The organism is Streptomyces sp. NPDC048479, from assembly GCF_040651435.1.
Taxonomy (GTDB): Bacteria; Actinomycetota; Actinomycetes; order Streptomycetales; family Streptomycetaceae; genus Streptomyces.
In genome coordinates this window covers 125,731-141,198 of the sequence record NZ_JBEZKA010000011.1, presented here as the reverse complement: position 1 = coordinate 141,198, position 15,468 = coordinate 125,731, and the positions used below count along the sequence as shown (strand labels likewise).

Sequence of the window (15,468 nt, the reverse complement as noted above, 5' to 3'; positions counted from 1 at the left end):
CAGGACCGCGCGATCCGCGGACCGGCCTGCGAACCCCGGGTGGGGAGCACAACCGTGCCCCGACCCGCATCCGAAGAACCCGACCCGACAACCTCAGGGATCGCCCATGCTTCCCCTCTCCTCGTCGCAGGAGATCGTCTGGCTGCACGAACAAGTGCAGCCGGGCAGCCGCGCCTACAACTTCACCGCCTCACTCGACCTGTGGGGGACGCTGGACACCGAGGCCCTGCGCCGCGGACTGACCGCCGCCCTCGACCGTCACCCCGGACTGCGCCTGGAACTCGTGGCTGTCCCCGGCGCGATGCCCGCCCAGCGGGCCGCCGACGCCTGTGCGCCCCGCCTGCGCAGCGTGGATCTGACCGGGGAGGCCGACCCGGAGACCGCGTTCGCCGAGCTGCTGCGCACCGAGGCCGAGACCCCTCTCGATACCTATGAGGCGCCGCTGCTGCGCTGGACCCTGGCGCGGCTCGCCGACGACCAGCACCGGCTCATCCACGTCGAGCACCACCTGATCCACGACGGGCACTCCTTCGCGATCCTGCTCGGCGATGTCTTCACCGCCTACCGCGCCCATGTCCTCGGTGAGCCGGTCGCACTGCCTCCGGCGACCTCGTACGCGGACCATGTGCGTGCCCAGGCCGACTCCCAGGCCGGCTACGTACGAACCATCGAGCGGCAGGCGAGCCTTGAGTACTGGGCCGACGAACTGCGCGACGCCTCCCACGACATGCCGTTGCCCGGCCTGACCCGGCCCGGCGCCCGGCGCAGGCACCACGGCGGTCAGCTGCGGCAGTCGATCGGCGCCGATCTGACCCAGCGGCTGCGCGCCCACACCCGCGAGCGCGGCCTGACCCCGTTCTCCACGCTGCTCGGGCTCTTCGCGGAACTTCTGCGCCGGCACAGCGGCCGCTCCCAGATGGTCGTCGGCACCGCCGTCGGCAACCGCCCTCGGGGGTTCGAGGACGCCGTGGGCATGTTCGTCAACACGATCCCGCTGCGGCTTCGCCTGGACCCGAAGGCTCCGGCCGAGGACACCATGGACGAGGTGACCGACACCCTCATCCGGGCTCTGCCGCATCAGGAGGTGCCGGTCCAGGAGTTGACCCGCGCACTGGGCCTGCACACCTCCGGCGTGGACAACCCCCTGTTCAGTGTCATGTTCAGCGCGCACGACGCGGCACTGCCCGAGATCGAGGTGCCAGGCCTGGACATCACCCTCTTCGAAGGGTTCAACACCGGCACCACCCGATTCGACCTCGATGTCGTCCTGCTGCCCGACGACCGGCGTGGAGTGGGCCCCCGCCACGGGGCGCCCGGCATGACCCTGGTCTGGGACTACGACGCCGATCTCTTCGGCGAGGACGTGGCGAAGCTGCTCGCCGAACGCTTCCTGGATCTGCTGCGCGCCTACCTGGACGCTCCCGCCACCGTGCTCGCCGACCTCGCCCTTCCGGCGACGGCCGGCGATCTGGCACCCGAACCGCACGCAGTCGCGCAGGCCCGGGACGCACTCGACCCGGCCGCCGCCCACGACGCCTCGCTGCCCGCACTGCTGATCGGGGCCCGCCGGCTCACCTACGGCGACCTCAACGAGCGGGTCACCTCCCTCGCACAGCGGATGCGGGACGCCGGTGTGACGGCCGGTCAGCCGGTCGCCGCCGTACTGCCGCGTGGCGCCGACTCGGTGGTGACGCTGCTGGCCTGTCTACGGACCGGAGCCGTGTACTGCCCGCTCTCACCGTCCGACCCGGTCTCCCGTCTGGAGCTGCTGCTCGAGCGGCTCGGCCCGGCGCTCGTGCTCACCTCCGCCGACGCGGGAGCGAAGCTGCCCGCACACCTTCCGACGGCGCAGATCGATGCCGCCTCCTTCCCCGCCGCGCGACCGGCCCATGTGGTGGCCGGTGCGGCGTACATCATCCACACCTCGGGTTCGACCGGCATACCCAAGCCGGTCGCGGTGGGCCGGGCGGCCCTGGAGAACCATCTGACCGGCGCGGCCGACCGGTTCGGCCTGGCCGCTGGTGACCGGGTGCTGTTGTTCGCCCAGCCCTCGTTCGACGTTGCGCTGGAAGAGGTCCTGCCCTCGCTGTATGCCGGTGCCTGTCTCGTCGTACCGGAGCGGGAAGTGCCCACCGGAGCAGAACTCGCCGAGCTGCTGGCCGCCGCCCGGGTCACCGTCGCCAACCTCCCGACCAGTTACTTCCTCGCCACCCGCGAGGAGTTGCGGCCGGTGCTGCGCGAGCGTCGCTGGTCGCCGAGGCTGCTGGTGCTCGGCGGCGAGCGCATCCCGGCGGATGCGATGCGCGTGTTCCTCGCCGACACCGACGCCGCCGTGTTCAACGTCTACGGAGTGACCGAAGCCGCGATCAGCTCGACCGTGTACGAGATCACCCGCGAGAACCTCGTGGACGGGGCGGAAATCCCCCTGGGCACCGAACTGCCCGGCGAGCGGATCCACGTCCTGGACGCGGCGCTGCGTCCACTGCCGGCCGGTGCGGTCGGTGAACTGGCCATCTCCGGCGCCGGTCTGGCCGAGGGGTACGTCGGCAATCCGGAGGCCACCGCGGCACGATTCGTACGGATCGAAGCACTGAACGGCGAGCGGGTCTACCTCACCGGCGACCTCGGCTACCGGGATCGCGACGGGCTGTTGCACTTCCTGGGGCGCCGCGACAACCAGATCAAACTGCGGGGCTACCGCATCGAACTGGAGGAGGTGGAGGCCGCGGCATCGGCCGTGCTCGGCGGACGTTCCTGTGCCGTCGTACTGGACCGGGAAGCTGCCGGCGGACCGCGCCTGGTCGGCTTCCTGGAGAACTCCGACGAGCAGCGGCCATGGGACGAGCAGGCGATGCACCTCGAACTGAGCCGCCGTCTGCCGGGTGCCCTCGTACCCGGCCGATGGGCGCGGCTGGATGCCATGCCGACCCTGCCCGGGGGCAAACCGAACCGAGTGGCGCTGGCCCGTCTGGCCGCCGAACTCGAGCCCACCGCACCGGCCGAGGAGAGCGCCACGGCCGCAACGGACCCCGCGGCATTCGCCGATCCGTCTCTGGCGCTGCTCGCCGAGGGCTGGCGCGAGGTGCTTGGCCACAGTCGGTTCACCGATGCGTCCCACTTCTTCCGGACCGGCGGACACTCGCTGCTCGCCGCGCGGCTGGCGGCCTGGCTGGAACCCCGCATCGGTGCACGGCCGCCGTTGCGGCTGCTCTTCCAGAACCCGGTCCTGTCCGACCAGGCGCGCGCCCTTGGCGCGCTCGCCACGCCGACCGTTGCTGCCCACACCGCTACGACCACGCCGACGGAGTCGTGATGACCGAGATGCTGAGTGACACGCCGACGGGGGCCACGCCGATGACCGGGCGTTCTGCCGAGCCGATGGCCGAGGAGACCTCCGCGCTGATGAACGGCCGTCAGGGCGCCCTGCCGAGCGTCGTACACGGCACGCCCCTTCCCGAAGCCACCGCCGCCGGAGTGCTCTCCCGCTACGAGGAATGGGTACGCCGCAGCCCCGAGGCCCCCGCCGTGGTCGACGGGACCCGTTCCTGGAGCTACCGGCAGCTGGACGAGGCGGCCGACGACGTCCTTCGCGCCCTGAGCGACCGGGTCCGCCCGGGCGACCTGGTCGGCGTCTGCCTCGACCGCTCGGCGGCGCTGGCCGTGACCGCGATCGCCCTCGCCCGGATCGGAGCGGTCTATCTCCCGCTGGGCCCCCGCCCCGGTGAGCGCCGCATCGACGCGGTCACCGAGGACGTCGCCGTGGTCTGCCTGATCGGGGACCCCACCGTGCTGCCCGCCCGCCATCAGGCCGCCGAGCAGATCGCGCTGCCGCTGCCGGGAGAGGGGACGAACGCCGCCCCGAAGGTCGTCGCGGCCTTCGCCCCTCCCGCTGCGAGTGCGCGCCCGGCTCCGCAGGAAGCCTTCTACGCCGTGCTGACCTCCGGCTCCACCGGGCGGCCGAAGGCCGTCGCCGTCGCGGAAACCGCCCTGTCCGCACTGCTGGACTGGTACCGCACCGAGACCGGCCTGGCGCCCGGAGACCGGCAGTCACTGCTGATCGGCGTCGCGTTCGACCCGCATGTGATGGAGCTGTGGGCCGGTCTGACGTCCGGCGCGGCTCTGGTTCCCGCTCCGGACGCTGTTCGCTGGGACCCGGCCGAACTCATCGCATGGTGGCGCGACGCCGCCGTGACGGTGTGCGTCGTGGCCACTCCGATGGCCGAACCGGTGCTGGACCGGACCTGGCCCCAGGACCTCGAACTGCGTCACCTCGTTGTCGGCGGCGACCGGATGCGCCGACGCCCCGGTGCGGATGTGACCGCCACGGTGCACAACGCGTACGGGCCGGCCGAGGCCACCGTCGTCACCACCACCCACGCCATGCGCGCCACGGACCGCGACGCGGGCGACGAGACAGCGCCGTCGATCGGAACTCCGATCCCGGGCGCCACGGTCGTCGTCACCGCGGCGGACGGCCGTGTCGTAGCCCGCGGTGAGGCCGGCGAACTGTGCATCGGCGGCACTTGCCTGGCAGTCGGCTACCTGGACCCGGAGCTGACGGCACGGCGATTCACCGCCCCGCCCCCGGGAATCGACGCGGGGCGGACAGACCGCGTGTACCGGACCGGGGACCGGGTGCGGATGCTGGACGACGGCAGGCTGGAGTTCCTCGGCCGTCTCGACGATCAGGTGAAGATCAGCGGAGTACGGATCGAACCGGCCGAGGTCGAGGGCGCGCTCGAACAGAACCCGTCGGTGCGCAGCGCGGTCGTCACCGCCCCCCGTTCCGCCGACGGCAGCGCCCGCCTGGTGGCGTACGTCCTCGCATCCGACGGAGCGAGTGCTGACGAGCTGCTGTCCGCGGTACGGGCCTGGCTGCCCGAGCAGGCCGTGCCCTCGGCTGTGCGGATCCTGGACGCCTTCCCACTTGACGCCAACGGCAAGGTCGACCGTGCCCAACTGCTGAAGCAGGCCGCGGCCCCCACGCAGCCGATCGCCGCCGACAGCGCCACTGCCGACGACGGCGATTCGCACGACGGCGCGACGGAGAGCGAGCAACTGGTCCTGCGGGTGGTGCGCGACCTGCTGGACAGCCCCCGTACCGAACTGGGCGACAACTTCACCGAGGCCGGCGGAACCTCGCTCGTCGCCTCGCGCCTGCTGACCGTGATCGAGCAGGAGACCGGAGTGCGGCTGCGCGCACCGGAGTTGCTCCGTCAGCCCGACCTTCGGGCAGTCGCGGCCGTACTCGACAAGCGCCGCGCCGCCGTCGGACCGGCGGTGGCCTGAGATGGCGACCGTCCTGGCAAACACCCCCGACCACAGGAAGGAAAGCCCCGTGCCGGCTGACCGCACACCGTCCGCGTACGCCTCCGGCCTGCCCGCCCTGGTGGCGTGGCACGCCGAGCAGACCCCGCAGGCCCTGGCCGTGATGGACGGCGACACCACGCTGACGTACGCGCAGCTGGTCACCTCCGCCCGCGCTCTGGCTGCACACCTGCACGACCATGGCGTCCGCCCCGGCGACCGGGTGGCGCTGCTGGTGCCGCGATCGGCCCGCACGCTCGTCGCGCAGCTCGCGCTGTGGTGGGCAGGCGCGGCGTGCGTGCCGCTCGACCCGGCACACCCGCGTCCGCGTACGGAAGCCATGCTCGCCACCGCCGGGGCGACACTGACCGTCGGCGACAGCAAGCTGCTCGAATCCGCGGCCCCCACGGGCGCCACCCTGGCGCTGCCCGACGATCCACTGCTGACCGGCGCCGAGCTGCCCGCGGTTGAGCCCGGCCCGAACGCGACGGCGCTCGTCCTGTTCACCTCGGGGTCCACCGGCCTTCCCAAGGGCGTGACGGTCACCCACGGCGGCATCGCCCAACTGGTCACCGCTCCGCAGTACGCCACCGTCACCGCCCGCGACCGGGTGCTGTTCCACTCGCCGACCACCTTCGACGCCTCGACCTTCGAGGTGTGGTCGGCCCTCGCCAACGGAGCCGCCGTGGTGGTGTGCACCGTCGAGCGGCCCTCCTTCGAGGATCTGGCCCAGCAGGTGGAGCGGCACGGCGTGACCGTGGCGTTCTTCACCACGGCGCTGTTCCACCAGCTGGCTGCCCGCCGCTCCCGGGTGTTCTCGGTGCTCCGCACGGTGGTGGTGGGAGGCGAGGCGATGGCCGCCCAGCATGCCCGAGCGGTGCTGCGCGCATTTCCCTGGCTGGAGTTGGTCAATGGCTACGGACCGACGGAGACGACGACGTTCGCGACGGCGCACAGGGTCACCGATGCGGACTGCGACGGCCCGGTGCCGATCGGCCGCCCGGTCGCCGGTGCCGTCACACACGTCCTGGACGGGACCGGGCGGCCGGTCGCGCCGGGCGAACACGGTGAACTGTGGATCGGCGGCAGCCGTCTGGCAGGCGGATACGCGGGACAGCCGGAGCTGACCGCCGAACGCTTCGTGGACCATGCGTCGCTGGGCCGCCTGTACCGCTCCGGCGACCTGGTCTCGGGGCGCCCGGACGGAGTTCTGGACTTTCACGGCCGCGTCGACGACCAGGTCAAGGTCCGCGGATTCCGCGTCGAGCCGGGCGAGGTCGAGCACATCCTGCGCGAGCAGGCGGAGGTGGCCGACGCCGCTGTGACCGTGCGCCGGCCCGCAGCGGACGACGCCCGCCTGGCCGCCTTCGTCGTAGCCGCGCCCGGCCCGGTACCCCGTGCCGAGACGCTGAGGGCGCGGCTCGCCGAACAGCTGCCCGCCCATCTGGTCCCCGACGAGCTGACCCTCGTGGAGCGGCTGCCCCTGACGGTCTCCGGCAAGGTGGACCGGCGCGCGCTCACCGCTTTTCACGGCACCGCCACCGCCGAAGAAGCCACCCAGGCGCTGACCCCGCTCCAGCAGGCCGTCGCCGAGGTGTGGAGCCGCAGCCTGGGCTGCGAGGTGAACCGGCCGGACGCCGACTTCCTCGCCTACGGCGGCCACTCCTTGCTCGCCCTGGTCGTCACGGACGACCTGCGCGAGGAGCTCGGGGTGGAGCTGTCCCTGCCCGACTTCTTCGCCGCCCCCACGGTGGCCGGACAGGCCGCGCTCGTCGAGCGTGCCCTGCTGGCCAACCACAGAGATCTCCACCTCGACGCGCCGGAGGACACAGATGTCCACTGACAGCACCCCCAGCTCCGCCGCGCTGCAGGAGGAACTGCTGCGCAGGGCCCGGGCCCGCGCCGGCACCCGCCCTGCCGCCCCGGTCCCCACTGCCGTCCACCACCAGGGGCCCGCCCCGCTCTCCCACGCCCAGCGGCGGATGTGGCTGATGGACCGCCTCGGCCAGGGAGGCTCCCTCTACAACGTGCCCTTCGCCACCCGGCTGCACGGGCCGCTCGACGTGGACGCCTTCACCGTCGCACTCACCACGCTCGTACGGCGCCACGCCATCCTGCGTACCCGTTACGGTCAGAGCGGCGACGAGCCGTACCAGGAGACGCTCCCCGCGCCCGACACGATCGCCGTGCCGGTGGTGGAGGCCGACGGCGACGGCGCGCAGGCGCTCGCCGAGGAGGCACGCCGTCCGTTCGACCTGGCTGCGGGTCCCCTGCCGCGCGCCCTGGTGCTGCGGCACGGCCCCCGGGACCACACGGTGCTGCTGACCTTCCACCACATCACCATCGACGGCGGGTCGCTGGAGACCGTCGCCGACGAACTGACCCAGCTGTACGCAGCCGCCGTGGACGGACGCCCTCACGAACAGCCGGAGCCGCCGCAGTACCCGGACTACGCGCGCCGCGAGCACGCGGCGACCGTCCGCCTCGATGCGGGACTGGGTCACTGGACGCGCCGGCTCGCCGGAGCCGTACCACTGCGGCTGCCCCGGCCCGCGCACCCTTCCCCCGACCTGGGCACGCGGCCTGCCGTCGCCCGCACCACGAAGCTCGACGCCTCGGTGCTGCCTGCACTGCGCGAGCTGGGCAGGCAGCACCGAGCCACCCTCTTCACGGTGTCCCTCGCCGCCGCCTTCGCCGCGCTGCAGCGGTTCACCGGCGAGGACGACCTGGTCATCGGCTGCGCCGGCACCCACCGCGAGGGGGCGGCCATGCGCGGTCTCGTCGGACTGTGCGTCAATACCCTTCCGGTACGTGTGAACCTGTCCGGCAACCCGGAGTTCGGGATCCTTGTGGACCGGGTGCGGGACGCGCTGCTGGAGGCCCAGGAACACCGGGACGTTCCCTTCGACCTGATCCTGGAGCGGCTCGGCGCCGCCGCGCGGGACGCCGACGGCACGCCGCTGGTGCGGGTCACCGCGGACGTCCTGCGGGAGCCCACGGCGCTCCCGCTGCCTGGCACGGTCGCCGAGCCCGTCGAAGTCGGCCTAGGCGAAGCCAAGTTCGACCTGTCGTTCGGCCTCATGGACACCGACGAGCCCGCCTGCCTGCTCCAGTACGGTCAGGCAGCGCTGGCGACGGAGGCGGGAGACCAGCTGGCAGACGCCTTCGCCGACCTGCTGGCCGCAGTCGCCGTCGACCCGGAACTGACACTGTCACGGCTGCCCGGCCGGCCATGGGCGGTCCCGGCCGACGACGAGTGCCACCCGGCCGAGACGCGGCTGCGGACGCATCCGCAGGTGAGCGATGCGGCAGTGCCGCAGCCGACGACCGGACCGCTGATCGCCTACGCCGTCCTGCGGGAGACCGGGGGCCCCTCGCCCGCCGAGTTGCGGACCCATCTCCGGTCCGCCCTCGCCCGGGAACTCGTCCCGGCCGCGGTGACACTGCTGGACGCGATGCCGCGGAACGCCGACGGCGCACTGGACGCCGACCGGCTGCCCGGCGCCGCATCAGCCTCCGCCCTGCACGGGGACCGTGCGCACGCGGTGACGGCGGCGTTCACCGCTTTGCTGGGCCGGACCCCGGCGCCGGACGACGACTTCTTCGTCCTCGGTGGCCATTCCCTGATCGCCGTGCAGCTTGCGGAGCGCTTGCGCACCGGGCTCAGGTTGCCGCTGACCGGTCTCGATGTGATGCAGAACCGCACACCGCGCGCACTCGCCGCGCTGCTCGACGCGCGTGAGACGGAACGCGCGGCCGCGGCGGCCTCGACGGCTCCGCCGGTGTCACGTACCCGGCGGGCTCGCGAGGGCACCGTGCTGGTGACCGGCGGCACGGGCGGCGTGGGAGCGTTCCTCCTGCGCGAACTCGCCGCCCAGGGCAGGCCGGTGCTCGCGCTGGCCCGTCCCGAGTCGGCACATCTGGTGGCCGGGGACGGTGTGGACGTCGTCGAGGGTGATCTGACCGACCTGGACGGCCTGCGCGCCGCCGTGGAGAGTGCGGACGCGGTGATCCACGCCGCCTGCACCTTCACCCGTCCCGAGGTGGATGTGGCGGCGATGGAAGCGATGGTCGGCGCCTGGCACAGCGGCCCGTTCGTCTTCGTCAGCAGCGTGGACGCCTACGGACGCCCCACGGAGCAGTGGGTGGCCGAGGAGTCGGCCTCCCGACAGCCGCTGAGCGCGTACGGACAGGCGAAGCTCGACTGCGAACAGATGCTGATGCGGGCGGCCGGCACCGGGGGCCGGGGCGGGGCCAGCGTCGTACGCTCGCCCATCGTGTGGGGTCCGCACGACCGGCTGCGCGATCAGTTGCGCTGGGGCGCGACCGGGTTGCTCTATCAGGCTGCCCTCGCCGGAGAGCCGATCACCCTCCCACGCCCCGGCACGGCCGGGCGCGACTGGTACGGCGCTCCGTGGGTCCACGCGGCTGCCCTGGCCCGAGCTGTGACTGCCTGCCTGGACACGCCCGTCCACGGCGTGGCCAACGCCGTGAGCGGTCACGTCGCGTGGCAGGATCTCGCCGCCGAGCTGCGTACGCTCCTCGCCGGCGACAGTGAGATCCAGCTCGCCGAGCGGGTGCATCCGGACCTCGACCACCCCTTGCACTACCGCGCGGACCGGCTGGCCACCGCACTGCGCGAACAGCCCGGGGAGGACTGGCAGTCCGTACTCGCTGCGATGGTCGACGCCTCCCGGGCCTGAGCGCCGGGAGAGCGGGCCACGCGATCAGCCCTCGGCGGGGCCGGGGGCTGATCGCGTCCGTGCCCCAACACCAACTCCCCGGCCCGGCCTGCGACCTGGGCCAGCGTCCACATCGGCGCGCTGAGGTGCCCCCAGACGTCTACCCGCAGCGGACGGTTCTTCCCGACCGCCGCCGCGACGGCGGCGTCCACGGGCCCGGCGATCACGCCGCCCTGACCCCCTCGCTGTCCCAGATCCAACTCACCGCTGCTGACGCGGGCGTGGTGTCGCGCGAAACTGACAAGTCACGTGCGCCGCACGGCAATTGGCCGCGTCAGATGAGAACGACAGCGTCCCCGGAACTCACCGGGCCGGGCGCCACCACTATGGCCAGGGCATCCAGCCGGGCGTGATGTGCCTTCGCAATTGCTCGCAGCACCAGCGGGGAATGAGGCAGATCCTGCTGCGCCTCATTGGTCATGACACACCGCTCGCTGGAGCGCACGAACTCCACGCGCAGGGCATCGCCGATCCACGCCTTGCACCCGAACCACTCGTCCTCGACGAACGGACGGGTACCCGGCGGGGTCCGCACCAGGAGATTCGGCCGGAAGCGCCGCTCGTCAACAGGAACATCGGGTACGGCCGCGCGCACCCAGTCGAGGGTGGCTGTGGTCAGGATGCTGAGAGGAAGCTGGTCGAAGTGGGAGATGGCTTCCTCGCGGGCCAGTTCGACGTCGTGTCGGCCAAGGTATCGGCGAAGGTAGGCAGTCGGCTCCGCAACGGTCACGCCGTGCGGATCCAGCAGTTCGGGCTGCTCCGTTCCGTCCGGGTAGCGCGAACGCAACTGCAGCAGGCCGGGCATGCGACGGAATCGTCGGGTGTTCTTCCCCGAGCCGAACTTGCCCTCGCCGTCGCGCACCGCATACAGGCGGTCGCCGACGAGACCGCGGGTGTCAACGTCCGCTTGCTGCAACCGTTCGCCTCCCGTCGACTTGATCGGATACCGCCATATGCGCTCGACCGTTCCTACCGTGCACGTCATTCAGCGTACGTTACAAGAGTTTTCCTGCCCGATTCCGGGCAGAAAATGGGAAGTTGACGGCTCCGGCATTACAGTGACCACTCATGATCACTGCCTCCGCACTGGGGTCCTTCGCACTGATCGTGGGACTCCTCACACTCATACCCGGCCTCGACACCGCCCTCATACTGCGCACCGCTGCACTGGGTCACCGCAGACTCCCCTGGGGCGTCGTCCTCGGCATACAGACCGGAACCCTCGTCTGGGGTGTGCTCAGTTCGCTCGGCATCACCGCTGTACTGACCGCCTCCCACCTCGCCTACGCGATACTCCGATGGGCAGGGGCCGCGTATCTGGTGTGGATGGGAAGCCGGATCCTGGCATCGACCCTGCGCCGACGGGCTCGAGCGGATCTGGCTCAGGCCGACGCTGCGCACGAGCCGGTTACTGACGGCAGCTTCGGGAGCCGCTGGCGCCGGGGCACCCTGACGAACCTGCTCAACCCCGAGGAGGTTGTCCGTCCACTGCGGACGATAAAAGGCAAAGAGAGTACCCACTCTCCTTGCCACTCTTAACTTATAGCGCACCGGGGGGCTTGCGGCAAGTCCCCGGTCGTGCCGCAGAATCTCCGGCCGAGGCCAGAATCTACGGAATCGAGAGTCACGAAATGCGCGTGTTGTTGTCGACGTACGGGTCGCGCGGGGACGTCGAACCGCTGGTGGGACTCGCGGTGCGGTTGCGGGAACTCGGCGCGGAGGTGCGGGTGTGCGCGCCGCCGGACGAGGAGTTCGCGAAGCTGCTGGCCGGTGTCGGCGTGGAGCTGGTGCCGTTCGGCCAGTCGGTGCGCGCGCTGGTGACCGGGGCGACGCCGCCGTCGGCGGCGGACGTGCCCCGGATCGCGGCCGCGTTGGTCGCCGAGCACTTCGACACGGTCGGCGCGGCGGCCGAGGGTTGTGATGCGCTGGTGGCGACCGGCTTGCTGCCGGCCGGCATGCGGTCGGTGGCTGAGAAGCTGGGCATCCGCTACCTGTACGCGTGCTTCCAGCCTGTCACCCTGCCGTCGCCGCACTACCGGCCGTCACAGCGGCCGGGCGAGCCGTTCCCACCGGACGAGACCGACAACCGGGTGCTGTGGGACCTGGACGCCCGGAACGTGAACGCGCTGTACGGCGAGGCCCTCAACACCCACCGGGCGTCGATCGGCCTGCCACCGGTGGACAACGTCCGCGACCACGTCTTCACCGACCAGCCATGGCTGGCGGCGGACCCGACCCTGGGGCCGTGGCAGGAGCCGGCGGACCTCGACGTCGTGCAGACCGGCGCGTGGATCCTGCCGGACGAACGCCCGCTACCGGCCGAGCTGGTGGCGTTCCTGGACGCCGGCGCACCACCGGTGTACGTGGGCTTCGGCAGCATGTCCATGCGCGCCTCGAAGGACGTCGCCCGGGTGGCCATCGAGGCGGTCCGCGCACAGGGCCGCCGCGTACTCGTCTCCCGCGGCTGGGCCGACCTGGCCCTGATCGACGACCAGGACGACTGCTTCGTCGTCGACGAGGTCAACCAGCAGGCACTGTTCGGCCGGGTGGCCGCCGTCGTGCACCACGGCGGCGCGGGCACCACGACGACGGCCACCCGGGCCGGCGCGCCCCAGGTGGTGGTACCCCAGATCGTGGACCAGCCGTACTGGGCCGGCCGGGTGGCCGAGTTGGGCATCGGCGCGGCACACGACGGTCCGACTCCGACCTTCGAGTCCCTCTCGGCCGCGCTCAAAACTGCCCTGACCCCCGAGACCCGCGCACGCGCGACCGCCGTGGCCGCCACGATCCGCACCGACGGGGCGACGGTGGCCGCGAAGCTGCTGCTCGACGCGGTCAGCCGAGAAAGGCCGCCCGTGTCCGCGTGAGCCACGCGGGATCGTCGAGCCAGGACCCGGAACACGAGAACCTGCACACCCTGGCGACCTGAACCGACAACGGCCATGGGGTCCACGTCGGGCGGAGCGTTGCTCGTCATGGCCACCAGGTTCGTGACGCCGCTCCGGACGCCTTGCTGCACGCAATGGTCGCAAGTGACCTCAGATCGGAGCCAATAACGTGAACCCCCTGACCACCAGGGCGTTTGACCTTCCCGACCACCTCTCCCCCAAGGCCGACCCGACCCTGATCGCCGGCGATGAGCAGCACTTCGCGGCCATCGCGGAGTGCCTCGAGCAGTCGATCGCCGAGCTGTCCGACCGTCTCGATGCCGAGCTCAAGTCGCCCGGCGGCGTTGGCCGGCAGGCGATGGACCGGGATGCGGAGATCCACCGGCTGACCGCTCGCCTGCGCGCGCTGCGTCGCTTCGGTCTGGACCTGTGCCTCGGACACATGGTCGGCGCGGACGACCCCGAGCCCGTGTACGTCGGACGGCTTGGCCTTACGGACAGCGCGGGTCGTCGGCTGGTGGTCGACTGGCGCTCCCCCGCGGCCGAGCCGTTCTTCGGAGCCACCCACGGCAACCCGATGAGTCTGGCAAGCCGCCGCAGGTATCGCTGGACCCGCGGCCGGATCAGCGACTACTGGGACGAGGTGTTCACCTCGGACGGGTTTGCCGGGCACGCCGCGCTCGACGACCAGTCCGCCTTCATCGCCAGCCTGGGCAGCAACCGGTCGCCACGCATGCGAGACGTGCTCGGCACCATCCAGGCCGACCAGGACGCCATCATCCGGGCGGGATCCCGCGGCGCTCTCGTCGTCGACGGCGGTCCGGGTACGGGGAAGACCGTCGTCGCTCTGCACCGCTCCGCCTACCTCCTCCACTCCGACCCTCGCCTCGGTCACCGCCGGGGCGGCGTGCTGTTCATCGGCCCGCACCGGCCCTACCTGGCCTACGTCGCCGACGTCCTCCCCAGCCTCGGAGAGGAGGGCGTGCAGACCTGCACCCTGCGGGACCTCGTCACCGAGGGTGCCGGAGCAGCGATCGAGGCCGACCCGAACGTGGCCCTCCTGAAGTCGTCCGCGGACCTGGTGAAGGCGATCGAGCCGGCCGTCAGGTTCTACGAGGAACCGCCCACCAAGGGGATGACGGTCACGACCCACTGGTCCGACATCTGGTTGAGCGCCGACGATTGGGCCGTGGCGTTCGAAGCAGCACCCGGTACTCCGCACAACGAGGCGCGCGACCAGATCTGGGAGGAGCTGCTCACGATCCTGGTGGACAAGCACGACGGTGATGTCTCGGCCGACCTGCTCCGCAAATCGCTGGGGCAGAACAGGGAGCTGCGCACCACCTTCGACCGCGCGTGGCCGCTGCTCGAAGCGGCCGACCTCGTAGGAGACCTGTGGTCGGTACCCGCCTACCTGCGAAAGTGCGCTCCCTGGCTCAGCCCCGATGACGTACGGCAGCTGCAGCGCGAGGACGCCCAGGCCTGGACGGTGTCCGACCTGCCGCTCCTGGACGCGGCTCGGCAGCGGCTCGGCGACCCGGAGGCGCCGGTACGCAAGCGTCGGCACGAGGCCTCCGTCGCCGCCGAACGCGCGCGCCGGGCCGACGTCATCGACAGCCTGCTGCAGAGCATCTTGATCGACGAGAGCGAAGGCGCGGTGGGGATGCTGCACGGACGGGACCTGCAGGACACCCTGGTCGACGAGACCGCACAGCCCGGCACCGAACCGGACCTGCTCGCAGGCCCGTTCGCGCACATCGTCGTGGACGAGGCTCAGGAACTGACCGACGCGGAGTGGCAGATGTTGCTGCTCCGGTGCCCGTCCCGGAGCTTCACCATCGTCGGGGACCGCGCCCAGGCCAGGCACGGGTTCACGGAGTCGTGGCAGGAACGGCTCGAGCGGATCGGGCTCGACCGGATCAACCTGGCCTCCCTGACCATCAACTACCGGACGCCGGAAGAAATCATGGCGGAAGCCGAACCGGCCATCCGGGCCGTGCTCCCGGACGCCAACGTGCCGATCTCCATCCGCAGCAGCGCCGTCCCCGTCGTCCACGGATCTGCTTCGGATCTGAGCTCGATCCTCGACACCTGGCTCGCCGCGCATGCCGACGGGATCGCCTGCGTCATCGGCGATCCCACATTCCGGACGACGTCCCGCGTCCGGTCGCTGACCCCGGAGCTGTCGAAGGGGCTCGAGTTCGACCTGGTCGTCCTCATCGACCCAGAGGCGTTCGGCAAGGGCATCGAAGGAGCGGTCGACCGCTATGTCGCGATGACCCGAGCGACCCAGCAACTCGTCATCCTCACCAGCTCCTGACGTCGGCGGGACGAACGCCCGCTACCGGCCGAGCTGGTGGCGTTCCTGGACGCCGGCACACCACCGGTGTACGTGGGCTTCGGCAGCATGCGGGGGTTGGGTTGGACGCCGTCCGGTGCTCTCCACGGCGCTGCCCTGTAGCCCCTCTCTCTGCCAGGCGCGCGACCGCCCACCTCGGAGCCGCTGGGAGCGCGCCGTGGCTTCCTGCGGT

Annotated in this window: 8 protein-coding genes; 7 read left to right on the top strand and 1 reads right to left on the bottom strand. The window is 71.6% G+C overall.

Annotation, left to right across the window (positions count from 1 at the left end):
- Positions 1-106 precede the first annotated feature (106 nt).
- The 4 genes from AB0D12_RS19095 to AB0D12_RS19080 are packed head-to-tail and all read left to right on the top strand — an operon-like array spanning position 107 to position 10,010.
- Positions 107-3,313: an amino acid adenylation domain-containing protein gene (locus AB0D12_RS19095; protein WP_362683783.1), complete on the top strand. Its 3,207-nt coding sequence runs from the start codon at positions 107-109 to the stop codon at positions 3,311-3,313.
- On the top strand, positions 3,313-5,289 hold the full coding sequence (locus AB0D12_RS19090) for a non-ribosomal peptide synthetase (RefSeq protein ID WP_362683780.1): 1,977 nt from the start codon (positions 3,313-3,315) through the stop codon (positions 5,287-5,289). The genes AB0D12_RS19095 and AB0D12_RS19090 overlap by 1 nt, the downstream gene beginning before the upstream one ends.
- A gap of 49 nt (positions 5,290-5,338) precedes the next feature.
- A complete protein-coding gene (locus AB0D12_RS19085; protein ID WP_362683777.1) occupies positions 5,339-7,150 on the top strand; it encodes a non-ribosomal peptide synthetase in 1,812 nt (603 codons plus the stop codon).
- Complete coding sequence (locus AB0D12_RS19080) at positions 7,140-10,010, top strand: condensation domain-containing protein (RefSeq protein WP_362683774.1); 2,871 nt, start codon at positions 7,140-7,142, stop codon at positions 10,008-10,010. Before AB0D12_RS19085 ends, AB0D12_RS19080 begins: the two co-directional genes overlap by 11 nt.
- 313 nt (positions 10,011-10,323) lie before the next feature.
- Here the strand turns inward: AB0D12_RS19080 and AB0D12_RS19075 are convergent, their stop codons facing one another.
- Complete coding sequence (locus AB0D12_RS19075) at positions 10,324-11,034, bottom strand: MOSC N-terminal beta barrel domain-containing protein (protein WP_362683771.1); 711 nt, start codon at positions 11,032-11,034, stop codon at positions 10,324-10,326.
- A gap of 83 nt (positions 11,035-11,117) precedes the next feature.
- Here AB0D12_RS19075 and AB0D12_RS19070 point away from each other — a divergent pair, with 83 nt between their 5' ends.
- From AB0D12_RS19070 to helR, 3 genes are all read left to right on the top strand, one after another.
- On the top strand, positions 11,118-11,588 hold the full coding sequence (locus tag AB0D12_RS19070) for a LysE family translocator (protein ID WP_362683768.1): 471 nt from the start codon (positions 11,118-11,120) through the stop codon (positions 11,586-11,588).
- A 92-nt stretch (positions 11,589-11,680) separates the two neighbouring features.
- Complete coding sequence (locus tag AB0D12_RS19065) at positions 11,681-12,916, top strand: glycosyltransferase (protein ID WP_362683765.1); 1,236 nt, start codon at positions 11,681-11,683, stop codon at positions 12,914-12,916.
- A 190-nt stretch (positions 12,917-13,106) separates the two neighbouring features.
- Entirely contained in the window at positions 13,107-15,257 is a 2,151-nt protein-coding gene (gene helR, locus AB0D12_RS19060; protein ID WP_362683762.1) for an RNA polymerase recycling motor ATPase HelR, read from the top strand.
- The last annotated feature ends 211 nt before the right edge of the window (positions 15,258-15,468 follow it).